This window comes from Micromonospora sp. NPDC093243, assembly GCF_044753725.1.
GTDB lineage: Bacteria > Actinomycetota > Actinomycetes > Mycobacteriales > Micromonosporaceae > Micromonospora.
In genome coordinates, this window is record NZ_JBIVNT010000009.1 from 182,523 (window position 1) to 208,299 (window position 25,777).

A 25,777-nucleotide genomic window follows, 5' to 3' on the forward strand; every position below is an offset into this window, starting at 1 on the left:
GAACGCGTCCGTGGGGGTGGGCCGGATGCCGGAGCAGCAGAGCGGAGCACGGGTGGAGACGGTGGCGCCGGCCGGCCCACCGCTGCTGGCCTCGCGGCTGACCCCGCCCGCGCCGCCCGAGCCGGTGGTGGCCCGGCCCCGGCTGCTGCGCCGGCTCGATTCCGGCAGCGCCGGGCCGGTCACCCTGGTCCGCGCCCCGGCCGGCTGGGGCAAGAGCACCCTGCTCGTCTCCTGGATCCGGCTGGTCGACGCCGGCGCGGGGGAGGGGGCCGAGGTGCGCCCGGACGGCAGCGTCGACGACCCCGCCCGGCCGGCCCCGGCGTGGGTGTCCGTGGAGTCCGGCGACGACGGCGACCGGCTCTGGTCGTACCTGGCGGCGGCGCTGCGCGCCACGGCGGACCCGCTGAGCCTGGCGGCGGCGCCGGTGCCGGACCGCCCGCCCCGCCCCGACCAACTGGAGCTGCTGGCCGCCGCGCTGGCCGCCCGCGAGCGGCCGGTGCTGCTGGTCCTGGACGACCTGCACCGGGTCACCGACCCGGCGGCGCTGGCCGGTCTGGAGTTCCTGCTCCGGCACGCCGACCAGCGGCTGCGCCTGATCGTCGGTGCCCGGGCCGGCCTGCCGCTGGCCGTGCACCGGCTGCGGCTCGCCGGGGAGCTGACCGAGATCGGCCCGGACGAGCTCGCCTTCACCGACGACGAGGTGGCCGACCTTCTGAGCGCGCACGGGGTGCAGCTGCCCGGCACGGCGCTGCGCCGGCTGCGGGAGCGGACCGGCGGCTGGCCGGCGGCGCTCCGGTTCGCCGCGTTGGCGCTGCGCCGGCAGCCGGACCCGGCTCGCTGGGTCGCGCAGTACGGCGGCGACCAGCCGGAGATCGCCGGGTACCTGCACGAGGAGGTGCTGGCCGCGGTGGACCCGCCGGCCCGCGAACTGCTGCGCCGGACGGCGCTCGCCGAGACGGTCTGCGCGGATCTGGCGGACGCGCTCACCGGCGGTTCGGACGCCGAGCGGACGCTGGCCGACCTGGCCGGCGACGGCGGTCTGTTGAGCCGCGACGACAGCCGCCCGCCCTGGTACCGCTGCCATCCGCTGCTCACCGACCTGCTCCGGGCCGAACTGGCCCGGCTCCCCGGCGAGGAGCTGCGCGAGCTGCACCTGCGCGCCGCCGGCTGGTACGCCGACAACGGCCGGCCGGCCGAGGGGCTGCGGCACGCGCTCGCCGCCGGGCGGTGGGACCGGGCCACCGAACTCTTCATCGCGCACTGGCCGGAGTTGGCCCCGTACGACCAGGTCGGCGCGGCCGGACCGGCGCCGGCGGCCCCGCCGGCCGAGGCCGTGCGCCGCGACCCGGAGCTGGCGCTCGCCTGCGCCGCCGAGCGGGCGTACGCGGGTGACGCCACGGCCGCCGAGGCGTACCTGCGCACCGCCGCCGCGAACGCCGACGCGCTGCCCACCCCGCGTCGCGACCGGTTCCTGCGGCTGGCCACCACGCTGGAGCTGACCCTGGCCCGGCTGGCCGGTGACCACGCCGAGGTACGCGCCGCGGCGGCCCGACTGGTCCGGGGCCGGCCGCTCCCGCCCGCCGGAGCGTCGCCCGGCGCCGAGCCGACGGCGGCCGAGCCGCTCCCGGTGTCGTCGAGCGGCGCCGGGCCGCGCGGAACCGCGACCGACGACGCCGACCTGCGTGCCTTCGCCGGTACGGCGCTCGGGTTGGCGGAGCTGGCCGACGGGCAGCTGCCCACGGCGCGGTTCGACCGCGCGCTGACGGCGGCCCGGGAGGCCGGCCGGCCGCGCACCGAGCTGGTCGGCGCCAGCCGTTCGGCATTGCTGCACGCGCTCCGCGGTGAGCTGCGCGCGGCCGAGGCGGCGGCCCGGGACGCGCTGTCCATGCCGCCCTGTCACGGCTGGGCCTGCCGGCTGGACTGCGGGTACGCCTACCTGACGCTCGCCGTGGTGGCGTTGCACCGCGACCAGCCCGAGGAGGCCGCCGCGAACCTGACGCTCGCCACGCCCGCGACCGGCGGCGCGGAGCCGGACGAGCGTCCACCCGGCCGCGAGGTCCCGGCGGGTGAGCTCACCGCCGCGACGGCGGCCGCGCTCTGCCGGGCCCAGCTGCTGCACGACCGGGGTGAGCCGGCGGCCGGGCAGCGGCTGCTGGCCGAGGCCCGGGACCGGCTCGCCGACCGACCCGCCGCCGCCGAGCTGGGGCACTGGCTGCTGGCCGCCGAGGCGGATCTGCGTGGTGCCCGGGGCGACCTGGACGGCGCCCGGGAGCTGCTCGCCGGCCGGGTCGGTGAGCGGGTCGAGCCGGTGGCGCCGATCGCGGTCGCGCTGGCCCGGGTCGAGCTGCGGGCCGGTGATCCGCGGGCCGCTGGGCGGGCGCTACCGGACTGGCGCGCGCCGGACGCGGCCGACTGGCCGCTGCCGGTACGCCTGCAGGCCGGCCTCCTCGACGCGGTCCTGGCTCGGCAGGGCGGGGACGAGCGTCGGGCCGGCCGGCTCCTGGAGGAGGTGCTCGACCTGGCCGGTCCGGACGGCTTCCGGCGGGTCTTCACCCGGGCCGAGCCGGCCGTCCGGCACCTCCTCACCACCCATCTGGACAGCGGCACCGCGCACTGGCCGATGGTGAGCGACCTGGTCCGCGGCGCGGACGTGCCGGCGGAGCGGGGCCCGGTGGAGCCGGGCCCGGCGCTGGACGAGCCGCTCACCGAGCGGGAGCTGACCATCCTGCGCTACCTGCAGAGCATCCTGTCCAACGTGGAGATCGCCAGCGAGCTGTCCCTGTCGGTCAACACGGTGAAGACCCACGTGCGCAACATCTACCGCAAGCTCGACGCGACCCGCCGCCGCGAAGCGGTACGGCGGGCGCGCGAGCTGCGGCTAATCTGAGGCTCAGGTGTCGGCTGCCGCGTCCACCGCGGCGAGCAGGTCGGGCAGGGCGTAACCGCCGTCGTGGCGGACGTCGTTGACGAAGAGCGTCGGGGTGCCGTTCACCCCGCTGCGGATGCCGCCGACGAAGTCCCGCCGCACCCGGTCGGCGTACGCCTGCCGCTCCACCTCGGCGCCGATCTCCTCCGGCGGCAGGCCGAGCTGCTCGACGCCGAGTGACAGGTGCACCGGGTCGAGCTGGTCCTGGTGCTCGTAGAGCCAGTCGTGCATCTCCCAGAACCGACCCCGGGCCCCGGCGGCCTCGGCCGCCTCGGCGGCGCTCTCGGCGTACGGGTGCACGTTGGCGATCGGGAAGTGGCGGAAGACCAGGCGCACCGTCCCCTCCCGCTGCCGGAGCAGATCGTGCAGGTTGGGGTACGCGGCGCCGCAGTACTGGCACTGGAAGTCGCCGTACTCGACGACGGTCACCGGCGCGTCCACCGCGCCCCGGACATGGTCGCTCTCGGTCACCGGCGTCCGAAGACGGGCGGTGACCTGCAGTGGCGTGGTCATCCGGCCACCACCTGCCGATCGGTGCCGAGCCGCTCCAGGGCGTCCAGAATGCCGTCGGCGCCCGGGTTGACATCTGGCGGGGAGAGGTGGCTCCAGGCGACGGCGCCGTCCGGGTCGAGCACCACCAGCGCCCGGGCGGCCTCGCCCCGCGGGGTGTACGCGCCGTACGCGCGAGCGACCTCGCCCTTGGGCTCGAAGTCGGCCAGCAGCGGGAACGCGATGCCCTGGTTCTCGGCGAACGCCCGGTGCGACCAGATGCTGTCCACCGAAATGCCCAGCACGGCCGCCCGGTAGCGGTCGAACTCCGGCATGGCGGCCTGGTAGAGCGCCATCTGGTCGCCGCAGACCGGGCTCCAGTCGGCCGGGTAGAAGGCGAGCACCACCGGCCGCCCGCGGTACTCGCCGGGTCCGGTGTGCTGCCCGTCCGGGGTGGCCGGCAGGGAGAAGTCCGGCGCCGGCCGCCCCGGTCTGATCAGCCCGTTCGGATCAGTCATGGTTCCCACGCTCGCCTGCGGGCGGGTGAGGCCGGCTCACCCGGCCCGGGTGGTTCAGTGCAGCACCGGGGCGACCGCGATCTGGTTCTGCACCTCCCGGATTCCCGGCGCGGACCAGGCCACCCGCTCCACCTCGGCACGTTCCGGGATCGAGTGGACCAGTCCGGACAGCAGCACGGTGTCGCCGTGCACCCGTACGGTGACCCGCTCGGCCTCGCTGGCCCGGTTGCGGGCGAGCGCGTCGACTATCCGCTGGACCAGTTCGTGCCCGTCCGGGCGGATGGCCGGGCGGACGGTGACGCCGTTGCTGACCCCCTGCACGCCGCGCAGCCGGCTGACCACGCGTTCGGCGGCCCGCCGCTGGTACTCCCACTCGACCTCGCCGTGCATCGTCACCCAGCCGGCGGAGACGGTCACCTGCAGCTGCTCGACCGGGACGAACGCGTCCCACTCCAGCGCGCGTCCCACGTCGGAGGCGATGTCCGGATCGGCGCGTTCCGCCCCACCGGGCAGTTGGACGGTCAGGTCGTTGGCGACCGCCCGGACCATGGCCACCCGGTGCGCGGCCCGCTCGGCCGCCCACTTCTTCGCGTAGCTGTCCACCCGGCCGGTCAACGTGACGACGCCCTCGGCGACGGTCACCCCGATCTCGTGGGGGCGTACCCGTGGCTCCCAGGTGAGCTCGTCGAGGACGTCGGACTGGATGTCCTGGTCGGTACGCGTGATCGTCGCGGTGGCCATCTGTCCCTCCTGAGGTTCGTGGGGCGGCACGCACCCCGGCCTGCACCGATCCTGTCGCCTGCCGGGGTGAAACCCCCTCGCCCGACCGGGGTGAGCCGGTGCGGCGGGCAGTGGGCGACCGACCCGGTGGGAGCCCGTCAAAGAGGCGGGCCGGGCGGCCGGGTCGTACGCTCGCCCTGGCCACCCCGAGGAGGTACCACATGAGTCCGATCAGGACGGCCTATCTCACCGCCGCGCGCTCCGCCGTCGGACTGCTGGGCGAGCCCGCGGTCGCCGCCCGCTGGGACGCGCCCAGCGCGCTCGCCGAGTTCGGCGTCGCCGGCCTCGCCGGGCACCTCGCCTCGCAGGTCTTCCAGGTCGAGGCGGTGCTGGCCGAGCCGGTACCGGAGGGCGACCCGATCGGGCTGCTCGACCACTACGCGCGCGGGAGCTGGGGCGGCGCGAGCGTCGACGACGAGGTGAACGTGGGCATCCGTCGGGCGGGGGAGAAGATCGCGGTGGCCGGAGCCGCCGCGCTCGTCGAGGGGACCGCGGCGGCGGTGCGGCGGCTGGCCGAGGCGCTGGCCGACGAGCCGGCGGACCGGGTGGTGCACCTGGCCCGGGGCCCGTGGTCGCTCGCCCTGGACGACTTCCTGACCACCCGGCTGATGGAGCTGGCGGTGCACTCCGACGACCTGGCGGTCAGCGTCGACGTGCCCACCCCGCAGCTGCCCGCCGAGGTGATCGACCCGGTGCTGTCCCTGCTCGCCCGCCTCGCGGTGCGTCGACACGGCCAGCCGGCGGTGTTGCGGGCGCTGACCCGGGCCGAGCGGGCTCCCGCCCTGATCAACGCGTTCTGATCCGGGCGGCACGCGAAGGCCCCGACCGACGGTGATCGGTCGGGGCCCGTGTCGGGTGGCTCGGGCGGTCAGCCGTCCTGGCCGACCGGGGAGTTCGGCCGGTCCACGTCGACGAACTCGATGTCGTCCGCGGCGCGATCCTCGCGGCTGCCGGCGGCCCGGGCAGCGGTGCCGGCGGCCCAGCCGATGGCGGCGCCGACCAGTGCGGCGCCGATCAGCAGCGTCCAGGGCAGCGCCGGCCGGCGGCCGGCGAGCGCGTCGAAGGCGAGGCTGGCCCGGTGGCGAGCCTCGTCGGCGGCGGAACCGACCAGGTCGCCGGCCTCGTCACCGAGGCGATGACCACCGCGGCGGGCGGACCGGGCGGTGTCCCGGACACTGTCCCCCGCGGCGTTGACGGCGGAGACCAGCTGCTGCCACGCCTGGTCCGCGATCCGCTCGGGCTTGTTGCGGCGGTCCACCAGGTTGGTTCCGAACATCGTGATTACCTCCTCGGGTGCCGGAGTCGGCGGCCACTTCGGACTCCGGCGTTTGTCCAGCGCGTCACGGTTCGCCTAACCCGCCAGTGCCCCGCCCGCCGGCGCCGCAAACCCCGCCCCTCGGGCGGTGGGTTCAGTGCAGCACGACCACGGCCGCGCCGCGGGCGAAGTCGTCGTCGTCATCGTCGTCGTCTCCGCCGCCGAAGCCGCAGGCCAGGGCGAGGGCGAGCAGGGCGGCGACGCCGGCCAGCCCGGCCAGTCTCTTGATCATCGATGGTCCTCTCCGTCGCGGTGCACTCCCGGCCGATGCTAGGCAGCGCTGGCAACCGCACGGACCGTCCGCGCGCATCCCGGCGCTCCGGGTCGGCGGTGGGGCACGCCGGGCCCGCGCCGTTTCGGCCGCGGTGGCGGGCACCGGTTACCCTGGTCCGGCGACGCGTCGGTTTGGCGATTCGCTGAACGAACAGACGAAGAGAAGAGTCCGGACAAGGGTGACGAAGTGTGCCCTGATCCGCGAATTGCTCATCCTGAGGGGTGGCGACCGAGGGCGTCAGCGGAATACTCTCGGTCGCGGCCCGCGTACTGATGAGGCGCCCGGGGGACGGGCGGGTGGAGGTGCTCGCGTGAGCCTGTCGATTGTGAAGTCGGTTCTGTCCGGTGGTGTCGTGGAGATCGCCCCGCGCGGCGAGATCGATGTCGACACCGCGTACGAGGTGCGCGAGGCGATCGCCGAAGTGCTCGCCAAGGGGCGCCCGGCCCGGATCGAGCTCAACATGCGGCTCGTCACCTTCATCGACTCCGTCGGCATCAGCGCGATGGTCGCCGGCTTCCAGACCGCCGAGGTGAGCGGGGTCAAGCTGCTGGTCACCGAGCCGAGCCGGTTCGTGCACCGGCAGCTCTGGGTGACCGGCCTGCTCGGGCTCTTCGGCGCGCCCGAGCCCTACTACGCCGGCAACGCCGCCCCCGAGGTGCTCCCCGGCGCCTGAGCCGTACGGGCGTTGCCAGCCCGCCCGGCGTACGCGACGATCGGGCGACCAACGGCGGCGGGGAGACGGTGTGCTCAGGCGAGACTCGTTCAGCTACACCGTCCAGGCGCGGTGCTCCCTCGCCGAGGCCACCGCGCTCCTGTCTGACCTGCGGCGGCAGGGCGAACTGCATCCGCTGATCATCGAGGTGCGGCAGCTGCCGCCCCGGCCCGGGGCGCGCGCCAGCTACGCGATCAGCGACCGGTTGGCCGCCGGTCCGCTCCGGTTCCGGACGACCTACCAGGCAGACCTGCTGGTCAGCACCGACGACGAGATCGTTCTGGTGGCCCGGCAGTGGCCGGCGACCACGGTGCGCAACCACACCCGGCTGCGCGTCGAGCCCGGCGGGCTGGTCCGGATCGACGTCGAGATCACCCTCGCCGCGCCGGCGCCCCTGTTCCGGTACGCCTTCCGGCAGGCGCAGGCGGCGCACCTCGCCCTGGCCAGCCGGCTCGGCGCGGTGCTGGACGCGGCCCCGGGCGGCCCGAGCGCCACCGACTGACGCCGGAGGTCAGCGCGCCGGGCGTCCGGTCATCGCCGACGGGCGGCGGCTGCCGACCGGCCCGGCCGCCCGACGTAGCCGGCCCCACGGTTTGTAGGTGGAGAGCACGGTCGCAATGATCATCAAAGTGGTGGACACGGCGGGCGCGATCACCAGGTCGGCCCGGTCCCGCGACGGCAGGGTGGCGCCGAGTTCCCCGGCGGCGCGCAGGTTCGGCGTGAGCAGCAGCAGCACCAGCCCGACCATCACCGTCGTGATGAGCAGCTTGACCAGCACCCAGCGGTGCCGTAGCAGTCCCCACGGGGTGAGCAGCGCGCTGGCCACGCCCACCAACCAGACCAGCATGCTGAGCGGGGCGAAGAGGGCAGTGCCGATCAGCGCGGCGACCGGGTAGACCACCGCCGGGTCGGCGCCCCGCTGCACGGAGATGCCGAGGGTGAGCAGGACCAGGTCGGTGCCGAGCCACCCGAGCGAGGTGACCAGGTGCAGCGTGAGCAGCGCCTTGCGGGTGCGTGGCGGTATCCGGGTCATGCCGCCGATGCTGCCCGCGCGGGCCCGTCGATTCGTCCGGCGACCGACGACACCTCGGCTACGTCCGGTGACGTAGCGCGGCCGGTGGCGACGCTCCGGCGTGCGTACGCCGGGCGGCCCGTGGTCCGGACCGCCCGGCGGGCCGGGTCAGTAGACCGATAGGTGCACGTGGTTGGTGTGATCGCTGGACGGGTCTCCGCCCGCCCCGCTGTACGACTTCCAGCCGCTGCTGGGCAGCCAGATCTGCCGATACCAGATCACGTAGAGCACGGCGAGCCGGTCGGAGTTGCGGATGAAGTACGCCGCCAGGTTGTTGCCGTAGGTCTTGTCTCCGCCGGTGGCGTCGCCGCCGAAGCCGCTCTTCTGCGCGGCGAAGTCGCAGGCTCGACCCTTCGGGTGCTCGCCCGAGCCACCGTTGCGGTGGCAGGAGACGTACCGGGTGAAGCCGGCCGCCTTGGCCTGGTTGAGCGCGTGCAGCGTGCGCGGGGTGATGCAGCCGCTGGCCGGGGTGGGGTCGTTGACGCTGCACGACTCCGAGGGCCAGGAGCCGTCGGAGTTGCGCCGGGCCGGAGTGGCCGTCGCGGTGGAGGTGCCCCGGTTGGAGACGTCCGCGGCCCGGGTGGCGTTGTTGTTGGCCACGGTCAACGCGCGCTCGGCCTGCTCCTTCCGCTTGGCCATCACGGTGACCTGCTTGCGCTGCTCGCGGATCTCGCCGTCCAGCGCGGCCCGGGTCCGGTTCGCCTCGTCCCGGGTGGCCAGCAGCTCGCGCAGCACCCGGTCCTCGTTGGCGGCCACCGCGTCCAGGGCGGCGGCCCGGTCCATGAAGCCGTCCGGGGAGCCGCTGTTGAGCAGCGCCGACATCGCGCCGAGCCGGCCGGTGCGGTAGGCCACGCCGGCGATCTCGCCGACCTTGCCGCTACGCACGCTCAGCTCGGCCTCGGTGGTCTTCAGCTCGGTGCCGAGCTGCTGCTGGCGCTTCACCGACCGGTCGAGTGCGCTCTTCGCGTCGAGGTAGCCCTTGCTGGCCGCCTCGAGCTGAGCCCGCAGTGCGGGGGTGCCGCCCTCTTCGTCCTGCCCGGGGGCCGCCGCGAGCTGACCGGCCGGGGGAGCGGCCCCGGCGGCGGTGCCGGGGGCGATCGCGACGCCGAGGGCGAGCGTCGCGACGATCAGGGCCGCCATTCGGGCGGCGCGTCGTCGTACGGGTGCCACTGGTGGCATGCACATGTCCTTCCGTCAGCCGCCGACCGGGTTAGCTGACGGGTTCGGGACGGAAGATCCCTACCGCTGACGCGGATGCACCCCACGAACGTGGTTCCCCGGCTCGCCGTGTGGCGATTAGGCGACGGTCACCGCCGGCGCCGATGGGCGCCGCCTGGCGGAGGCCGGGACCGAGCCTACCGGTGCCAGGGCGACCTGTGCAGCAGAAGTGACGGAGGGTGTTGCTGTGGTTACCGGAAAATCCGGCGTAAGCGGACGATAGCCACCTTGAATTAAGACTGCCCTCATCACCACTCCACCGGCCCGCAGGCCCCGGAGGTAGCTCCGGGCTCGATCTGCAAGGTGGCGTGCTCGATGTGGAAGTCCTCGCTGAGCGCCGTCCGGGCGGCGGCGAGCACCGCGCCGACGTCGGCCCCGGGCGACATGGTGAGGTGCGCGGAGGCCACCTCCATGCCCGAGGTGAGCGTCCAGACGTGCAGGTCGTGGACGCCGGCCACGCCGGGCACCTCGACCAACCGGTCGTGCACGGCGGTCACCTGCAGGTGCTCCGGGGCGGCCTGGACCAGGATGCGGACCGCGGCCCGCCCGAGCCGCCAGGTGCGGGGCAGGATGAACACGCCGATGGCCACCGCGACCAGCGGGTCGGCCCACCACCAGTCGGTCACCGCGATGAGCGCCGCCGCGCCGATCACGCCGAGCGAGCCGAGCAGGTCGCCGAGCACCTCGAGGTAGGCGCCCTGCAGGTTGATGCTCTCCCGGGCGGCCGAGCGCAGCAGCGCGAAGGCGCCCAGGTTGGCGAGCAGGCCCAGCGTGGCCACCACCAGCACCGGACCGGCCAGCACCTCCGGCGGGTCGCCGAAGCGGCCGACTGCCTCGACCACCACGTAGACCGCGACGCCGGAGAGCAGGACGGCGTTCGCCAGCGCGGCGAGCACCTCGAGCCGGTAGAGGCCGAAGGTGCGTTGCGGATCCTGGTTGGCGTGCCGGCTGGCGGTGATCGCGGCGAGCGCCATGCCGATGCCGAGCACGTCGGTGAACATGTGCCCGGCGTCGGAGAGCAGGGCCAGCGAGCCGGTGCGGAACGCGGCCACGGCCTCGACCACCATCAGGCCGCTCAGCAGGGCGAAGGCCGCCCAGAGCCGGCCACGGTGATGCTGCGCGGCGTTCGCCACCGACCCGTGGTGGTCATGACCTGCGCCCACCAACTCACCCTCCGCCGACGGTCCGGACCGGTCAAATATATGCTCACATTGCTATGTGTGCAAGTAATTGACCGCGCTCAGTGGCGGCCGTGCCGCGCACGATGTCAGCCGGTCGGGTCGATCGTGGTGAGCCGCTGGGTGGCCCGGGAGAGCGCCACGTAGAGCGTCCGGACGCCCGAGCCCGGGTCGGCCCGGATCTCGCTCGGCGCGACCAGCACCACCCCGTCGTACTCCATGCCCTTGGCCTCCAGGCTGGTCACCACCTGCAGCCGGGGAGCGTTGAGCGCGCCGAGCCAGCCGGCCACCTCGTCCCGGCGCGGCACCGGCGTGATCACGCCGACCGTCCCCTCCACCTCGCCGAGCAGCGTGGTCACCGCCGCCACGGTGGCGGTCCGCACCTCGGTCGCGGGCACCACCAGCTCGACCGGGTCGACCCCGGTCGAGCGGACCGCGCTCGGCAACGTGAGATCCGGATAGAGCCGGCGGATCTCGGCCGCCGCCACCGCGAAGATCTCTGCCGAGTTGCGGTAGTTGGTGGTGAGGGTGAACTGCTGCCGGCGCCGCCGGCCCAGCGCGTGGTCGCGGGCCCGGGTCAGCTCCGCCGGGTCGCCGGTCCACGCCGTCTGCGCCGGATCGCCGACCACCGTCCAGGACGCCAGCCGGCCGCGCCGGCCGATCATTCGCCACTGCATCGGCGAGACGTCCTGCGACTCGTCCACCACCACGTGCGCGTACTCCCGGTAGTCCTCCGGGCGCTGCCGGGCCGCCTCCCGGGCGGCTCGCTGCCGGTCGGCGAAGGTGCTCAACTCCCGCACCCCGCCGGCGAGCTGGTACGGGTCACGCTTCGCCCGGGCGGGCCGCACCGGCTGGCCGAGCATCGCGTCCAGCTCGTCGAGGAGCGCGATGTCGGCGATGGTCAGCCCCTCGGCGTCCAGCGTCCGGTACGCCGCGTCCAGCAGCCGGATCTCGCCGCCGGCGAGGATGCCGCCGGCGTAGCGGCGCAGCCGCTCCGGGCGGGCCAGCCAGCCCAGCACGTGCCGCGGGTGCAGCCGTGGCCACCAGGCCTTCAGGAACTCCCGGAACTCCGGTCGCTCGGCGATCTCGTCCTCGAAGGCGCGCTGCTCCGGCAGCCGGCCGATGCCCAGCCGGCGGGCCTGCGCCCAGAGGGCGGCGAAGACGCCGTCGAAGCCGGCCCGGCGCACCTCGTTGCGGCGCGCCCCCCGGTGCAGCGCGCGCTCCCGGATCCCGTCCAGCTCCCGGCGGTCCAGCCGGAGCAGCGTGCCCCGGTAGAGCAGTCGCAGCTCGGTGGGGCCGTCCGGCACGGCGTCGCGCACCGCCCGCTCCAGCACCCGGCGCATCCGCAGCGAGCCCTTCACCGAGGCCACCTCGGGCGGGTCGGTGCGGGTGGCGGTCATCCCGGGGAAGAGCGTGCCGAGCGAGTGCAGGGTGGCGGTGTCCTCGCCGAGCGAGGGCAGCACCGAGGCGATGTACTCGACGAAGACCGAGGACGGGCCGACCACCAGGATGCCGCCGCCGGCGTACCGGCTGCGGTCCGAGTAGAGCAGGTACGCCGCCCGGTGCAGGGCGACCGCCGTCTTGCCGGTGCCGGGGCCGCCCGAGACGATCGTCACGCCCGACCCGGGAGAGCGGATCGCCTCGTCCTGCTCCCGTTGGATGGTGGCCACGATGTCCCGCATGCCCCGCCCGGTGGCCCGGGAGAGCGTGGCGAGCAGCGCGCCGTCGCCGACCACCGCCATGTCCGGCGGGGCGGCGGCGGGGTCGAGCAGGTCGTCCTCGATCCGGGTGACCCGCTCCCCGCTGGACTGGATCGTCCGGCGGCGTACCACGCCGAGCGGCTGGGCCGGGGTGGCCTGGTAGAACGCCGCGGCGGCCGGAGCCCGCCAGTCGACCACCAGGCTGACCGCGTGCTCGTCCCGGATGCCGAGCCGGCCGACGTGCAGCACCTGCTGGTCGCGCAGGTCGAGCCGGCCAAAGACCAGCCCCTCGTGCTCGGCGTCCAGGGCGTGTCGGCGTCGCGCCGCGTGGAAGACCATGGCGTCCCGCTCGACCAGCGCGCCGAAGTTGCCGACCCGGGCCAGCCGGTAGCCGTCCCGCTCGGCGTGGACCGCCGCCCGCCGCAGCTCGGCGAGTCGGGCGTACACCCGGTCGAGATGTCGCTGCTCGGCGGCGATCTCCTGGTCCAGGGTGGTCTGGTCGGTCAACGAACGCTCCTGATCCCCGTCGGCGCGGGCGCCGCGGACACCGCGGGCCGTGTGCCGGGCCAACCGGACGAGGGTACGGCCCCGGCCGGCGCCACCGCGCCCGAGGTGCGTCCGGACGTCCTGGTCAGCCCCCGGCCACCGGCGCGGGACCGCTCGCCGGGGCGGGCCGGCCCAGCACCTGCCGGAGCACTCCGAGCAGGGCGGCGTTCACCTCGTCGGGCCGTTCCATCATCAGCATGTGCCCGGCGCCGGGACAGACGGTGAGCTCGGTCGCCGGCAGCGCGGCGGCGATCGACTCGGCGCACGGCGGCGGGGTGAGCCGGTCCCGGTCACCGACCAGCGCGGCGGCCGGCAGGTGGGCCAGCGCCGCCAGGGTCTCCAGCCGGTGCTGCGCCCCGATCGAGGCGCGGAACCCGCCGATCGAGCGGAGCGAGGCCCGGGCCACCGCGGAGGTGACCAGGCGGATGTCGGTGGGGTCGCAGCGGTCGCCGAAGAGCAGCCAGCGGATGCTCGGGCGCAGCGCGCGCAGCAGCGCCAGGGGTGGCCGCCACGATCCGCACCGGGCCAGCACGCCGGCGCCGGTGGTCTCGGCGAGCCGGATCAGCCGGGCGATCCGTGGGGTGAGCCCGTAGACGGTGTGCGTGTGCCCCTCGGCCGTGGTCGAGACGAAGGCCAGCCCGGCCGTGCGGGCGGTGAAATGCGCGGGATGCCGGTGCGCGTACTCCATGATCGTCATGCCGCCCATGGAGTGCCCGACCAGGACCACCCGGCCGGTCGGGGCGATCGCGTCCACCACCGCGGCGAGGTCGTCGCCGAGCTGGGCCAGCGTCGCCGTGCGTAGCGACATGCAGCTCGACCGGCCGTGACCGCGGGCGTCGTAGGCGACCAGCCGCACCGCCGGGCCCAGCGACTCACCGAGAGCGGCGAGCTGCCGGTGCCAGCTCCGCGCGTCGAGCGTCCATCCGTGCAGCAGGATCACGGTCACCTCGGCGTCCGCCGGGCCGGTCACCTCGACGTGCAGCCGCACCCCGTCGGGGAGGCGGACCTCCGACTGTTCCGGCATTGCCACCTCCCAGGTCGCCCGGATGCGCCCACCGGGATACCCGGCGGTAACACCGGCTACCCGCCATGACACCACGCCAACCGTGGCAGTGGGAAGATTCGCAACCGCGCTGCGCGGCACCGGACGGGCGGCCAAGCTGAGAACATGGGGTCGCCGCTGGCACCGCCGCCCAGGCCGGGCCGGTCGTCGTCCGCCGGCTCCGCGCCGCCGGGGCGCCCGGCCGGTGGTACGCCCCGCACGGCGCTCGCCGAACTGCTCGCCGGCAACCGTCGGTTCATCAGCGGTCAGCCGGTGCACGGCCACGACGTCACCGCCGCCGCGGCGAGCGCCTCCGGCGATCAGCAGCCGTACGCGGTGCTGCTCGGCTGCATCGACTCACGGGTGCCGCTGGAGGCGATCTTCGACCAGACCTTCGGCTCGATCTGCGTGATCCGCACCGGCGGGCACGTGCTCGACCGGGCGGTGCTCGGCTCGATCGAGTACGTGGTGCACCAGCTGGGGGTGCCGCTGGTGGTGGTGCTCGGGCACGAGCGGTGCGGCGCGGTGGCCGCCACGGTCGAGGCGGTGCGCAGCGGCGAGCGGCCCGGCGGCGCGCTGGCCCACCTGGTCGACCAGATCGCCCCGGCGGTGACCGAGGTGGGCGCCGACGACCCGCGGGTCCAGCCACTTGCCATCCGCCGGCACGTGCTGCGCACGGTGGCCGCGCTGCGCGCCGACGACCTGCTCGCCGGCCCGGTCGCCGCCGGCCGGGTGGACGTGGTGGGCGCCCTCTACGACCTGGCCAGCGGCGAGGTCAGCCTGCTGCGCTGAGTGGCTGGCCCGGCCTCGCGTCCCGACGTCCGGGCGAGCCGGTGGCGCGCCCGAGGGCGGAGACGACGAACCGCCCGCCGGGAGGTCCCGACGGGCGGTTCGGATGTCGCTGGTGGAGCGGGCGGATCAGGCCTCGAAGACGCCGGCCGCGACCAGGCGCTTCTCGGTCGCGTCCCAGCCGTCGCCGGGGTGCGCCTGGGCCAGGGTGTTGATCTCGGCCCGGATCTTCGCGGCGTGACCGGCGGCGGCCAGCACCCGGATCTCCTCGACGAAGGCGTCGGAGTCCGTGCGCAGGTGCGCGGTCTTGCCGTTGGTCAGGTTCCGCACGTAGGCGTGCTTGCCGCCGTTGAGCGGGATGAGGTACTTGAACTCGCCCAGCACGCTGAGGGCGCCACCCTGGCCAGCCTGGCCGGCCCGGACGGACGCGCGCGCGGTCTTAGAGGTGTTGCTCGCCACGGAGGTACTCCTTGCAAGACGTACGGGAGGACTGGACGTCCGGGGGCTGGTGCGGGAAGCACCCGAAAGGTGGACCCGCGAAAGTCGTGCGCGGCAGAAGCCGCCGGTGGAACTGTACACGACCACGATGCCTGGCTGGTCATCGCGCTGTCCTGAGAGACAACGGCGGTCACCCGGTCGGCTATTCCACGGCCTCGGCCCGGCGAATTTTCCGATTCCCTGGCGCACCATCCGTCACACCAGTCATCATGTGTTGCAGGAACCACTCCGGTGACACGAGGTCGTAGGGGAAGACGCACCTCGCTCTCCGGGAGGTCACCGTGCCAACGCGTGGCGTCGTATACGTCCACTCGACCCCGCTCGCCGTGTGCTCGCACGTCGAGTGGGCGATCGCGCGCGTCCTTGCCGCGCCGGTCAACCTGCAGTGGACGGCTCAGCCCGTCGACCCCGGCGCCCGCCGGGCCGAGTGCGGGTGGACCGGCCGTCCGGGGACGGGCGCCGAGCTGGCTGCTGCCCTCCGGCAGTGGCCCATGATCCGTTTCGAGGTGACCGAGGAGCCGAGCCCCGGCGCCGACGGCGAACGGTTCATGCACGTCCCGGGGCGGGGCCTGTTCCGGGCCACGGTCGGCGCGGCCGGCGACATCCAGCTCGGCGAGGACCGCCTGCGCAGCATCCTGGCGACCGCCCGAGCGCCGGAGGCGATCGCGCACGCCGTCGAGAAGGCGCTCGGCACCGCCTGGGACGCCGAGCTGGAGCCCTACCGCTACGCCGGCGACGGCGCCCCGGTGACCCTGCTCACCCGGGTCGGCTGACCCGCTCGGACAGCGGCACCGACGGCTCGCCGGGCGGGCCGACCGCAGAGGTCAAGTTGCCCCGATACGCGGAGAACTGGTGGGATAGGCGGCGTGTCGTTTCGCCCGCGCCGCGCCAGCGTCGCCGTCGCCGCCCTGACCGCCCTGCTCGTCTCCGGCTGCGCGACGGGCCCGGACCGCCCCGGTCCGGCCCCGTCGGGTGCGACCGCGGCGCCGACCCCGACCGCCACCACGCCACCCCCCGATGATCCCGCGGCCCGCGCCGCCGCCCTGGTCGGCACGCTCGGCGACGAGGACCTGGTCGGGCAGGTGCTGATGCCGTACGCCTACGGCAGCGCGGCGACGAAGGTCTCACCCGGATCGGCGGCCGGCAACCGGGCCCTCGCCGGGGTCGACACCCCCGCCGAGATGATCGCGAAGTACCGGCTCGGCGGCCTGATCCTGGTCGGCTTCAGCGCCGACGACCCGACCAGCGGCAACCAGGAAACCACAAACGTGGACAGCCCGAAGCAGGTCCACGAGCTGACCACCGGGCTGCGCGAGGCGGCCGGCCGGCTGCCCACCGGTGCGGCACCCTTCCTGATCGGCACCGACCAGGAGTACGGCGTGGTCACCCGGATCACCGACGGGGTCACCGTGCTGCCCAGCGCGCTGGCCGCCGGCGCGGCCGGTGACCCGGCGCTGACCGAGGCGGCCTGGCGGGCCGCCGGCGCCGAGCTGGCCGCGATGGGGATCAACCTGGACTTCGCGCCGGTCGCCGACGTGCTCGCCACCCGCAGCACCGTGATCGGCTCCCGGTCGTTCGGCGCCGACCCGAAGCGGGCCGCGGCGCAGGTCGGCGGCGCCGTGCGCGGCCTGCAGGGCGCGGGCGTCGGGGCCACGGTGAAGCACTTCCCCGGGCACGGGCACAGCGCGGCCGACTCGCACCAGGAGCTGCCAACGCTCACCCAGTCCCCGGCGGCGCTGGCGGCCGGCGCGTGGCCGCCGTTCAAGGCCGGGATCGACGCCGGCGCGATGGCCGTGATGTCCGCCCACCTCGACGTCCGGTCGATCGACCCGGGCACCCCGGCGACCTTCTCCCACAAGCTGCTGACGGACGTGCTCCGCAACCAGCTCGGCTTCCAGGGCGTGGTGATCACCGACGGGATGAACATGCCGCCGGCGAAGCGCTGGTCGCCGGGGGAGGCCGCGGTGCGGGCGCTGAACGCCGGCAACGACCTGATCCTGATGACCCCGAACGTGGGCCAGGCGTACGACGGGCTGCTCGCCGCGCTGCGCGGCGGCTCCCTGCCCCGCGCCCGGCTGGTCGACGCGGCGACCCGGGTGCTGACCATGAAGTTCCGGCTGGCCGGGCAGCCGGCGCCGGCGATGTCCACGCTCAACGACCCGGCGCACCGCGCGGCGGCCGACGCGCTCGCCGCCGCCGCGGTGACCGTGCTGCGCGGCGCCTGCGGCTCCACTGTGGGCCCCGGACCGGTGACCGTCACCTCCTCCGGCGGTCGGGACCAGACCCGGAAACTGCTCACCGAGGCCCTCACCGCCGCCGGGGTGCGGGTGGTGCCCAGCGGTGGCACGATCGTGCACCTGGTCGGCTACGGCGACGGCGCCGGCGACCTGCGCGCCGACGCCGCCGTGACGGTCGCCATGGACACCCCGTACGTGTTGGCGAAGGCGAAGTCGCCGACGCTGCTGGCCACCTACTCCTCCAGCCGGGCCTCGATGACCGCGCTGGCCGGGGTGCTCGCGGGGAAGGCCCGCCCGGGCGGGCGGTCGCCGGTCAAGGTGACCGGGCTGCCCGCCACCACCTGCGCCAGCTGAGAGCCGTCAGTAGCGCCTGACCCGGGCGGACTGCTTCACCAACTGGTACGCGGGCAGCAGCTCCTCGGTGTCCGGGGTGTCCAGGGTCAGCACCACCGGGCCGTACAGGGAGGCCATGGCGATGGCCCGGTCCCGGACGGAGCCGCCGCCGTCCTTGAAGTAGCTCGCCTCGAAGGCGTCCACCTTGCCGGCCTTGATCCGCCGGTACTCGGCGTCGGCGGACTCCGGGGCGTACTGGTTCAGGTAGTGCTTCAGGTGCGGCTCGGTGCCGCCGGCGACACCCTCGATCCGCCACACCCGGACGAAGCCGGTGACACCGCTGGGCCGCGCGTCGATCTCGCACAACAGGTCGGTGTCCCCGAGGTCCAGCTGACCGGCCTTGCCGTCCATCGACCGGACCTTCCAGCCGGCGGGCACGGAGAAGGTGACCGGCAGCTCGCAGGTGCTGCCGGCCTCCCCGACCGTGACGCCGGCCGGGGCCGCGGCGACCTCGTCGTACCAGGGTGGGCCGGGGGTCACCGGCGAGGCGGTGGGGCTCGGCGACGCCGTCGGCGAGGCGCTCGCCGACGGCGGCTCGTTCTTCTCCGCGCAGCTGGCGGCCAGTGCGATGGTCAGCGCCGCGAGTACGGCGACAATGCTCCGCTGCCCCATGGGATCCCCCCGTTGTCGATCTTCAGCCGGCACAGCAAACCGGGTCGGGGCGGCGGCGTCAACTCCGTTGCGGGGCCCGGGGTCACGCGGGGCGGTTCGGCTCCGGACGGTGCGTCCGCTCGCGCTGAGCCGGCGTGGCGAGCAGCGGCAGCGGCGACGGTTCGGGCAGCGCCGGCGGGTCGGCGCTGGGCACCGTCCGGGGCAGCAGCGCGGCGAGCCCGGCCCGGGTCGCCACCACGATCAACCGGTCGGTCCGGACCAGTGGACGGCGCTCCGGCAGGGACCAGATGGTCTGACCGGCCCGACCGGTGCGCATCGCGATCACCCGGACCTCTCCGGGCCGGGAGATGTCGGGGCAGAACAGGCCCTCGATCTCGGAGCCGGCGCCCACCGGCAGGTCGGCGACGAGCAGGACTCGGCGACCGACCGAGATGGTGTCGATGACCTCGCGTCCCATCATGGCGGCCGCGAACGCCGGCGCGGCCAGGTACGACACGCTGCGGGACCGGGTGAGGCCGAAGGTCCGCTGCACGCGCTGCGCGAAGCCGTCGTCGAAGAGCCGCAGCACGATGCGCAGCGCCGGCTGTCCCGCGGCGGCCCGCTGGGAGGTGTGCCCCGGTCGGCCCAACAGGGCCGTTTCCAGGTTGGACACGTCGTCGCCGGTGAGCACCACCAGGGCCCGAGCGGTGTGCAGCGAGGCGGCGCGCAGCGTCTCGGGGCTCGTCGCGTCGCCGATCACCACGGGCAGCCCCAGCTCGCGGGCGACGGCCACCCCGCGCGCCGACTCCGTACGGTCGACCGCCACCACCAGCACCCCGAAGGAGTGCAGTTCCTGGAGAACCCGGGTGCCGATGTTGCCCAGGCCGACCACGATCACGTGGTCGGCCACCGGGTCCACCAGCCCGCCCGCGGCCACCGTGAGCCGGGCGTGCACGAGCGCGTCGACCACGAGAGCGGTGACGGTCGGCACGATGGCGACTCCCGCGATCACCAGCACCACGGCGGTCACCTTCTCGGCGAGCGGAGCGCCCGGGTCGGCGTCCGCGCCGCCCAGCGCGGTGAGCAGCACGAGGTACGCCGCCTCGGCCGGTCGTAGACCCCGGGCGAACGCGAGCACCGTGCCGGCGGCGACGAAGAGCGCGGCCAGGCCGGCCAGCGCCAGCCGCACGTTCCGCCCGAAGACGAGGCCGGTGGTGCGCAGCAGGCGGGACCGCCGGCGAGGCGGCTCGTGGCGACGCTGCCCGTACGTGCGGACGAGCACCAGGTCGGCGTCCTCCTCGTTCTCGGGGAGGGTGACCGGTTCGGGTCCGTCGGTGTCCGCGAGGGCGCACACGATGTCGGCGGTGGCCGGCCCGAGCGCCGCCCGGTGAGCCGTGCGGACGAGTTCGTCGTCGGGCAGCCGCAGGTAGGTCGGGGCCTCGTCGCCCAGGGTGGCGGCCACGAACGCCGGGGCGGCGAACTCCGAGCCGGACAGCACGGCGCAGTCGCCCAGCGCGGTGGCCACCCCCTCGCCGAGCACCGAATTGAACAGACGGACCACCAGACGTACGTCCGGGTCCAGTTCGCGCACGATCATCGCGGCGTCCACGTTGGTGACGTCGTCGTCGCCGACCAGTGCCACCGCCGCCGCCTGCCGCACCCGGGCCCGCTCCAGCACCTCCGCGGTCAGCCGGCGGGCCACCAGCACCTCCGGTCGCTGACCCGGCCCGCCCGGCTCGGGCGAGAACTCCGCGATGTCCGGCGCGTGGTTCTCGGTCAGCGAGGGCAGCACCACGGTGACGGCCACGCCGTAGCGGTCCACCAGCTCCGCCACCAGGCGACGGGCGAGGGTGCCGTCGCCGCAGACCACGTAGCGCTGGCCGGATTGCTCCGCGGCGGGGAGGGTGTCGTCGGACACGCCCCGGATGGTAGCCGCAGGAATCCAGCAGGCGGCGGCCGTCGGGCCGGAATCCGGTCGCGCCGGTCCTGGGCGGCCTGGCACCCTGCGGGCATGGCAGCGGCGCGGGGATTCCGGTACGTCGAGCGGGCCGACGGCACGGTGGTGATCACCCATCAGGGGCGGGTCGCCGGCACGTTGCGTGGCGGCCGGGCGGCGCGGTTTCTCGCCGAGGTCGACGACGACCCGCAGCTCGTGATGGCGCGCTGGACCGGCAACTACCGCCGGGGCAACGAGCGGACCGCGCAGCAGCACCCGCGCAACCGCGGCTGAGCGGCGGCAACGCCGCGGGCCCGCGCTCGGTGAGCGCGGGCCCTCGACGAACCACCGATCGTCACAGCGGAATGTTGCGGTGCCCGCCGCAGGCCGCCGGGGCCGCGGCGAGCGCCTCGGCGATCCGGCGCCGGGTCTCCGCCGGCATGATCACGTCGTCCACCCACGCCGATCCCCAACGCCCGGTTGACCCCACCGGCCGTCCGGTCTCAGGCCCGGGTGAAGACGAGAGCCACGTTGTGACCACCGAAGCCGAACGCGTTGTTCAGCGCGGCGGGGATCTCCATCTGGCGCGGCTTGTGGGCGGCCACCTCCAGGGTGAGGCCCTCCTCCGGGTCGTCGAGGTTGATCGTCGGAGGTACGACACCGTCGCGGATCGCCAGGATGGTGGCGATCGACTCCAGCGCGCCGGCCGCGCCGAGCAGGTGACCGGTCATCGACTTCGTCGCGGCCAGCACCGGGTGGTCCCCGAGCGCCTTGTGCAGCGCGCCGATCTCCAGCATGTCGCCGACCGGGGTCGACGTGGCGTGCGCGTTGACGTGGACGATGTCCCGCTTGGCCACGTCCGAGTCGGCGATCGCCCGGGCGATGGCGCGGATGGCGCCCTCACCCTCGGCGTGCGGCTGCACGATGTCGTAGGCGTCGGAGGTGATGCCGGCGCCGGCCAGGCGGGCGTACACCCGGGCTCCCCGGGCAGCGGCGTGGTCGGCCCTCTCCAGCACGACCACCCCGGCGCCCTCGCCCAGGACGAAGCCGTCCCGGCCCTTGTCCCACGGGCGGGAGGCGTGCTCCGGGTCGTCGTTGCGGGTGGACATCGCCCGCATCGAGGCGAACCCGGCGATCGGCAGCGGGTGGATGACCGCCTCGGTGCCGCCGGCAACCACCACGTCGGCCCGGCCGGACCGGATGATGTCCAGGCCGAGCGCGATCGCCTCCGCGCCGGTCGCGCAGGCGCTGGCCACCGAGTGCACGCCGGCCTTCGCGCCGACCTCGAGCCCGACCCACGCGGCCGGGCCGTTCGGCATCAGCATCGGCACGGTGTGCGGGGAGACCCGGCGCGGCCCGGAGGCTTCCAGGATGTCGTCCTGGGCGAGCAGGGTGGTCGCACCGCCGATGCCGGAGCCGACGCTGACCGCCAGCCGCTCCGGGTCCAGGCCGGAGTCGGCCAGGCCGGCGTCCGCCCAGGCCTGCTTGGCCGCGACGAGCGCGATGGCCTCGGAGCGGTCCAGCCGGCGCAGCTTGACCCGGTCCAGCACCTCGGACGGCTCGACGGCCAGCTGCGCGGCGATCCGGACCGGCAGTTGCGCCGCCCACTCCTGGGTGAGGGGACTCACCCCGGAGCGGCCGGCGAGCAGGGCTTCCCAGGTCGACGCGACGTCCCCGCCGAGCGGGGTCGTCGCGCCGAGCCCGGTGACGACGACGTCGGGGCGAGTCATGATCAGGACTGCGCCTCGATGTAGCTGACCGCGTCCCCGACGGTCTTCAGGTTCTGCACCTCGTTGTCCGGGATCTTGACGCCGAACTTCTCCTCGGCCGCCACCACGACCTCCACCATGGAGAGCGAGTCGACGTCCAGGTCGTCGGTGAAGGACTTACCCTCGGCCACGTCGTCCGGGTTCACCCCGGCAACCTCTTCGAGGATCTCGGCGAGGCCGGCGGTGATCTCGTCACGGGTCATTGCGGTTGGTTCCTCTCATCGGGGGTTGATCGCGTCGGACGGCCGCGCCGCCCGACGTTCGCCTCGGCGCGTGCGCGCCGCGGTGGGACTCAGGGACACCGGACGACCTGGCCGGCGTAGGTCAGGCCGCCGCCGAAGCCGAAGAGCAGCACCGGCGCCCCGGAGGGCACCTCCCGCCGCTCCACCAGCTTGGACAGGGCCAGCGGCACACTTGCCGCGGAGGTGTTGCCGGACTCGACGATGTCCTTCGCGATGATCGCGTTCGGGATGTCGAGCCGCTTGGCGATGCCGTCGATGATCCGCGCGTTGGCCTGGTGCGGCACGAACGCGGCCAGCTCGGAGGGGGCCACTCCGGCCCGCTCGCAGGCCTGCAGGGCCAGCGGCGCCAGTGCGGTGGTGGCCCAGCGGAAGACCGCCTGCCCCTCCTGCTTGATGTAGGGGCGCCAGCCCTCGATCCGGACCGCGTCGCTCTTCTCCGGCACCGAGCCCCAGACCACCGGGCCGACCCCGGCCGGCTCGTCGTCGGCGGTGGCGGTGACCACCGCGGCACCCGCCCCGTCGGCGAAGATGATGCAGGTCGAGCGGTCGGTCCAGTCGGTGAACTCGGAGAGCTTCTCGGCGCCGATCACGATCGCGTTGCGCGACGCGCCGGCCCGGATCGCGTGGTCGACAGTGCCCAGCGCGTACGCGAAGCCCGAGCAGGCGGTGTTGATGTCGTACGCCCCGGGGGCGGTGATGCCGAGCTTGGCGGCGACCCGGCAGGCCACGTTCGGGCTGCGGTCGACCGAGGTGCAGGTGGCGACCACGACCAGGTCGATGTCGGCGGCGCTGAGACCGGAGTTCGCCAGCGCCTTGCCGGCGGCCGCGGCCGCCATGTCGGCCACCGTCTCACCGTCGGCGATCCGCCGGGTGACGATGCCGACCCGGTCCCGGATCCACTCGTCGTTGGTGTCGACCATGCGGGCGAGGTCGTCGTTGGTGACCACCCGTGAGGGCTGGTAGTGCCCCAGGGCGACGATCCGGCTTCCAGCCATTAGTTCTGTCCTCCGATGCGGGCGAGCGGTTGGCCCGGCGCGACCGGGTCGTCGTGGTGGGCGAGCCACTCGGTGAGCACGCCACTGCCGTGCGCGGTCACCTCGATCTGCCCCTGGCGGGTGACGACGTGACCGATCACCTGGCCGGACCGGAGCGTCTCGCCCTCGGCGAGACCCTCGGCCGGCGCGAAGGTGCCGACGGCCGGGGCCACCACCACCCGGAACTGGATGGTCGGCCCGTGGCTCGGCGCCATGCCGTGCCGTGCGATGAGGTCGCGGGCGGCGGGCAGGTCGTCCGGGGTGTTCAGGGTGACGATCTCCGGTGCGCCGGTGGCCTTCAGCTCCCGCTTCACCAGACCGGCCAGAGTGCCGGCCGGGGGGAGCTCGATGACGCCGGTGACCCCGAGGTCGACCAACGTGCGCATGCAGAGGTCCCACCGGACCGGGGCGGTGACCTGGCGGACCAGCCGCTGCACCATGTCCCGACCGTGGTTGACCGCGGCGCCGTCGAGGTTCGACAGCAGGATCCGGGCCGGGTCGGCCGGGGTGATCCCGCCGGCCACCGTGGCGAGCGCGGCCTCCGCCGGCGCCATGTACGGGGTGTGGAAAGCGCCGGCCACCTGGAGCCGGATGATCCGGGCCTTCGCCGGCGGCTCGGCGGCGAGCTTGTCGAGGCCGTCCAGCGCCCCGGCGGCGACGACCTGACCGGCGCCGTTGCGGTTGGCCGGGTGGAGCCCGTGCGCCTCGATCGCGGCGAGCACCTCGTCCGGGTCCCCGCCCAGCACGGCGGCCATCCCGGTCGGCTGCACCGCGCAGGCGGCGGCCATCTCCCGCCCGCGTACGCCGGCCAGGGTGATCGCGGCCTCGGCGGGAAGCACCCCGGCCAGCGCTGCCGCGCCCAGCTCGCCGACGCTATGCCCGGCGGTCACGCTCACGTCGTACATCGGCAGGTGCTCGGCGGCGAGCAGCGCCGCGGCGACCAGCAGCGGCTGGGTGCGCGCGGTGTCCTTGATCTCGTCGGCGTCGGCGGCGGTGCCGAGGTGCACCAGATCGACCCCGGCCAGCGCGGACCACCAGCGCAGCCGCGCCTCGGCACCGGTCAGGTCGAGCCACGGAGTCAGGAAGCCGGGCTTCTGGGAACCCTGGCCGGGCGAGAGTACGGCGAGCACGTCTATGACTCTCCCGGATACGCGTGGGTAGCGCTGTGCGGCCCTCGACCAAACCACACTAGAAGCTTTGTCGATATCCTACAAAGATCGGCGGTGGTCATCGCCTGTCTGCGTGGTTTTGGTGCTGGCTGGGTTCATTGTCTGGGTTGGGACCACCGAGACCACCGGGACCACCGGGTCGAGCCGGCCGACGGTGAGCGCGATCTGGAGCGCGAACGCGTCCCGCGGGACCAGCGGCGAGAAGCCGGTGACCTCGGCGATCCGGCGCAACCGATAGCGCACCGTGTTCGGGTGCACGAACAGGGCCCGGGCCGCGCTCTCCAGCGTGCCGCTGGCGCTGAAGTAGGCGTCCAGCGTCTCCAGCAGCTCGCCGCCGGCACGGACCAGCACCGCGTACACGTCGTGCCGCAGCCGCCGGCGGGCCTCCGCGTCACCGGCCAGCGCCCGCTCGGGCAGCAGGTCGGCGGCGGACACCGGCCGGGGCGCGGTCGGCCAGGCCGGCGCCGCGCGGAACCCGGCCAGCGCGGCCCGCGCCGACTCGGTCGCCTCGTCCAGGCTCGGCACCGCCGGGCCCACCACCACCGGGCCCTCGCCGAACGCGGTCAGCAGCTTGCCCGCCGCCGCCAGCGGGTCCGCGGCGCCGCCGAGCACGATGACCAACCGGTCACCGTGCACCCCGCCGATCACCTCGGCCCCGATCCGGCGGGCCAGCCGGTAGACGGTGTGCAGCACGGCCGAGACCTCACCGCCCGGGGACCGCCCGACCGCCACCGCCACGGGCGGGGCGTCCGCCCAGCCCAGCGCCGCCGCGCGGCTGGCCAGCACGTCCGGGGAGTCCCCACGCAGCAGCGCGTCGACCAGCAGCGCCTGCAACCGGGCGTCCCAGGCGCCGCGCGACTCGGCGGCGCGGGCGTAGACCCGGGCGGCGGCGAAGGCGATCTCCCGGGAGAAGCGCAGCACCGCGTCGCGCAGTTGCTGCTCCTCGCCCTTCGCGGCGAGGTGGGACACCTGCTCCTCGACCACGTCGATGGTGACCTTGATCAGCGCCACGGTCTGCTGGAGGGTGATCGAACGGGCCAGCTCCAGCGGCGCGGCGGCGAAGACCTCGTCGGAGACCTCCTGGGTGCTGTCCGCGCTGCCGCCGCCGGAGCTCAGCCACTGCACCAGGGACCGGACGCCGGCCTGGGCCACCAGCATGACCCAGGAACGCTGGTCCGCCGGGAGGGACCGGAACCAGGGCAGCGTCTCATCCATCCGGGCCACGCTGCCGGTGGCCAGCGCGCCCGCCGCCCGCTCGATCCGGCGCAGCGTGGCACTGAGTTCCGCGTCGCCCGGCTCGTTCCCCACGGCACCAGCCTGACACGCCCTGAGCAGCGGCTCCACGCCGG

Annotated in this window: 26 protein-coding genes, 1 pseudogene and 1 riboswitch; of the genes and pseudogenes, 8 read left to right on the forward strand and 19 right to left on the reverse strand. The window is 74.7% G+C overall.

Going from position 1 to position 25,777, the window contains the following annotated elements; all coding sequences use genetic code 11:
- Positions 1 to 25 precede the first annotated feature (25 nt).
- Complete coding sequence (locus ACIP9D_RS27825) at positions 26 to 2,887, forward strand: LuxR C-terminal-related transcriptional regulator (RefSeq protein ID WP_350874106.1); 2,862 nt, start codon at positions 26 to 28, stop codon at positions 2,885 to 2,887.
- A 3-nt stretch (positions 2,888 to 2,890) separates the two neighbouring features.
- Here ACIP9D_RS27825 and ACIP9D_RS27830 read toward each other — a convergent pair whose 3' ends face one another.
- The 3 genes from ACIP9D_RS27830 to ACIP9D_RS27840 are packed head-to-tail and all read right to left on the reverse strand — an operon-like array spanning position 2,891 to position 4,674.
- Entirely contained in the window at positions 2,891 to 3,439 is a 549-nt protein-coding gene (locus tag ACIP9D_RS27830) for a thioredoxin domain-containing protein (protein ID WP_350874107.1), read from the reverse strand.
- Entirely contained in the window at positions 3,436 to 3,933 is a 498-nt protein-coding gene (locus ACIP9D_RS27835) for a redoxin domain-containing protein (RefSeq protein ID WP_350874108.1), read from the reverse strand. The genes ACIP9D_RS27830 and ACIP9D_RS27835 overlap by 4 nt, the downstream gene beginning before the upstream one ends.
- Before the next feature lie 54 nt (positions 3,934 to 3,987).
- The gene (locus tag ACIP9D_RS27840) at positions 3,988 to 4,674 is read right to left on the reverse strand and encodes a BON domain-containing protein (RefSeq protein ID WP_350874109.1); all 687 of its coding nucleotides are present in this window, start codon (positions 4,672 to 4,674) and stop codon (positions 3,988 to 3,990) included.
- 200 nt (positions 4,675 to 4,874) lie between these two features.
- On the opposite strand from ACIP9D_RS27840, the gene ACIP9D_RS27845 reads away from it, so the two are divergent.
- The gene (locus ACIP9D_RS27845) at positions 4,875 to 5,513 is read left to right on the forward strand and encodes a maleylpyruvate isomerase N-terminal domain-containing protein (protein WP_350874110.1); all 639 of its coding nucleotides are present in this window, start codon (positions 4,875 to 4,877) and stop codon (positions 5,511 to 5,513) included.
- A gap of 68 nt (positions 5,514 to 5,581) precedes the next feature.
- Here the strand turns inward: ACIP9D_RS27845 and ACIP9D_RS27850 are convergent, their stop codons facing one another.
- Entirely contained in the window at positions 5,582 to 5,989 is a 408-nt protein-coding gene (locus ACIP9D_RS27850; protein WP_350874111.1) for a hypothetical protein, read from the reverse strand.
- Positions 5,990 to 6,122: 133 nt separating this feature from the next.
- On the reverse strand, positions 6,123 to 6,260 hold the full coding sequence (locus ACIP9D_RS27855) for a hypothetical protein (RefSeq protein WP_350874112.1): 138 nt from the start codon (positions 6,258 to 6,260) through the stop codon (positions 6,123 to 6,125).
- Positions 6,261 to 6,612: 352 nt separating this feature from the next.
- Here ACIP9D_RS27855 and ACIP9D_RS27860 point away from each other — a divergent pair, with 352 nt between their 5' ends.
- Complete coding sequence (locus ACIP9D_RS27860; RefSeq protein WP_350874113.1) at positions 6,613 to 6,975, forward strand: STAS domain-containing protein; 363 nt, start codon at positions 6,613 to 6,615, stop codon at positions 6,973 to 6,975.
- A 70-nt stretch (positions 6,976 to 7,045) separates the two neighbouring features.
- Positions 7,046 to 7,516, forward strand: a complete 471-nt coding sequence (locus ACIP9D_RS27865; protein ID WP_350874114.1) for an SRPBCC family protein — start codon at positions 7,046 to 7,048, stop codon at positions 7,514 to 7,516.
- Positions 7,517 to 7,525: 9 nt separating this feature from the next.
- On the opposite strand, the gene ACIP9D_RS27870 is transcribed toward ACIP9D_RS27865, so the two are convergent.
- From ACIP9D_RS27870 to ACIP9D_RS27890, 5 genes are all read right to left on the reverse strand, one after another.
- Positions 7,526 to 8,047: a hypothetical protein gene (locus tag ACIP9D_RS27870; protein ID WP_350874115.1), complete on the reverse strand. Its 522-nt coding sequence runs from the start codon at positions 8,045 to 8,047 to the stop codon at positions 7,526 to 7,528.
- A 147-nt stretch (positions 8,048 to 8,194) separates the two neighbouring features.
- Complete coding sequence (locus ACIP9D_RS27875; RefSeq protein WP_350874116.1) at positions 8,195 to 9,265, reverse strand: hypothetical protein; 1,071 nt, start codon at positions 9,263 to 9,265, stop codon at positions 8,195 to 8,197.
- Between the two features lie 4 nt (positions 9,266 to 9,269).
- A riboswitch (cyclic di-AMP (ydaO/yuaA leader) is annotated at positions 9,270 to 9,399 on the reverse strand.
- Between the two features lie 153 nt (positions 9,400 to 9,552).
- The gene (locus ACIP9D_RS27880) at positions 9,553 to 10,467 is read right to left on the reverse strand and encodes a cation diffusion facilitator family transporter (RefSeq protein WP_350874117.1); all 915 of its coding nucleotides are present in this window, start codon (positions 10,465 to 10,467) and stop codon (positions 9,553 to 9,555) included.
- 104 nt (positions 10,468 to 10,571) lie between these two features.
- Positions 10,572 to 12,689 carry an AAA family ATPase gene (locus tag ACIP9D_RS27885; protein ID WP_350874118.1) on the reverse strand — a complete coding sequence of 706 codons (2,118 nt, stop codon included), beginning with the start codon at positions 12,687 to 12,689 and terminating at the stop codon, positions 10,572 to 10,574.
- Positions 12,690 to 12,813: 124 nt separating this feature from the next.
- A complete protein-coding gene (locus ACIP9D_RS27890) occupies positions 12,814 to 13,752 on the reverse strand; it encodes an alpha/beta hydrolase (RefSeq protein WP_350874119.1) in 939 nt (312 codons plus the stop codon).
- A 144-nt stretch (positions 13,753 to 13,896) separates the two neighbouring features.
- On the opposite strand from ACIP9D_RS27890, the gene ACIP9D_RS27895 reads away from it, so the two are divergent.
- A complete protein-coding gene (locus ACIP9D_RS27895; protein ID WP_350874120.1) occupies positions 13,897 to 14,562 on the forward strand; it encodes a carbonic anhydrase in 666 nt (221 codons plus the stop codon).
- 126 nt (positions 14,563 to 14,688) lie between these two features.
- On the opposite strand, the gene ACIP9D_RS27900 is transcribed toward ACIP9D_RS27895, so the two are convergent.
- The gene (locus ACIP9D_RS27900; protein WP_350874121.1) at positions 14,689 to 15,018 is read right to left on the reverse strand and encodes a hypothetical protein; all 330 of its coding nucleotides are present in this window, start codon (positions 15,016 to 15,018) and stop codon (positions 14,689 to 14,691) included.
- Between the two features lie 320 nt (positions 15,019 to 15,338).
- Here ACIP9D_RS27900 and ACIP9D_RS27905 point away from each other — a divergent pair, with 320 nt between their 5' ends.
- Both ACIP9D_RS27905 and ACIP9D_RS27910 read left to right on the forward strand, forming a co-directional pair.
- Positions 15,339 to 15,830, forward strand: coding sequence for a DUF3145 domain-containing protein (locus ACIP9D_RS27905; RefSeq protein ID WP_350874122.1), 492 nt, complete (start codon positions 15,339 to 15,341; stop codon positions 15,828 to 15,830).
- A gap of 84 nt (positions 15,831 to 15,914) precedes the next feature.
- The gene (locus tag ACIP9D_RS27910; protein ID WP_350874224.1) at positions 15,915 to 17,648 is read left to right on the forward strand and encodes a glycoside hydrolase family 3 N-terminal domain-containing protein; all 1,734 of its coding nucleotides are present in this window, start codon (positions 15,915 to 15,917) and stop codon (positions 17,646 to 17,648) included.
- Positions 17,649 to 17,654: 6 nt separating this feature from the next.
- On the opposite strand, the gene ACIP9D_RS27915 is transcribed toward ACIP9D_RS27910, so the two are convergent.
- On the reverse strand, positions 17,655 to 18,299 hold the full coding sequence (locus ACIP9D_RS27915) for a lipoprotein (protein ID WP_350874123.1): 645 nt from the start codon (positions 18,297 to 18,299) through the stop codon (positions 17,655 to 17,657).
- Between the two features lie 82 nt (positions 18,300 to 18,381).
- A complete protein-coding gene (locus tag ACIP9D_RS27920) occupies positions 18,382 to 20,196 on the reverse strand; it encodes an NAD(P)-binding protein (protein ID WP_350874124.1) in 1,815 nt (604 codons plus the stop codon).
- 93 nt (positions 20,197 to 20,289) lie between these two features.
- Here ACIP9D_RS27920 and ACIP9D_RS27925 point away from each other — a divergent pair, with 93 nt between their 5' ends.
- The gene (locus ACIP9D_RS27925) at positions 20,290 to 20,508 is read left to right on the forward strand and encodes a hypothetical protein (protein WP_350874125.1); all 219 of its coding nucleotides are present in this window, start codon (positions 20,290 to 20,292) and stop codon (positions 20,506 to 20,508) included.
- A gap of 61 nt (positions 20,509 to 20,569) precedes the next feature.
- Here ACIP9D_RS27925 and ACIP9D_RS27930 read toward each other — a convergent pair.
- The 6 genes and pseudogenes from ACIP9D_RS27930 to ACIP9D_RS27955 form a co-directional block, all read right to left on the reverse strand.
- Positions 20,570 to 20,714, reverse strand: a pseudogene (locus ACIP9D_RS27930) (acyl-CoA carboxylase subunit beta); the annotation flags it as partial.
- A gap of 3 nt (positions 20,715 to 20,717) precedes the next feature.
- On the reverse strand, positions 20,718 to 21,944 hold the full coding sequence (fabF, locus tag ACIP9D_RS27935) for a beta-ketoacyl-ACP synthase II (RefSeq protein WP_350874126.1): 1,227 nt from the start codon (positions 21,942 to 21,944) through the stop codon (positions 20,718 to 20,720).
- Between the two features lie 2 nt (positions 21,945 to 21,946).
- Positions 21,947 to 22,186, reverse strand: a complete 240-nt coding sequence (locus ACIP9D_RS27940; protein WP_007072348.1) for an acyl carrier protein — start codon at positions 22,184 to 22,186, stop codon at positions 21,947 to 21,949.
- 89 nt (positions 22,187 to 22,275) lie between these two features.
- The gene (locus ACIP9D_RS27945; RefSeq protein WP_350874127.1) at positions 22,276 to 23,220 is read right to left on the reverse strand and encodes a beta-ketoacyl-ACP synthase III; all 945 of its coding nucleotides are present in this window, start codon (positions 23,218 to 23,220) and stop codon (positions 22,276 to 22,278) included.
- A complete protein-coding gene (locus ACIP9D_RS27950) occupies positions 23,220 to 24,389 on the reverse strand; it encodes an acyltransferase domain-containing protein (RefSeq protein WP_350874128.1) in 1,170 nt (389 codons plus the stop codon). Before ACIP9D_RS27950 ends, ACIP9D_RS27945 begins: the two co-directional genes overlap by 1 nt.
- Positions 24,390 to 24,467: 78 nt before the next feature.
- A complete protein-coding gene (locus tag ACIP9D_RS27955; RefSeq protein WP_350874129.1) occupies positions 24,468 to 25,772 on the reverse strand; it encodes a helix-turn-helix domain-containing protein in 1,305 nt (434 codons plus the stop codon).
- Positions 25,773 to 25,777: the final 5 nt, after the last annotated feature.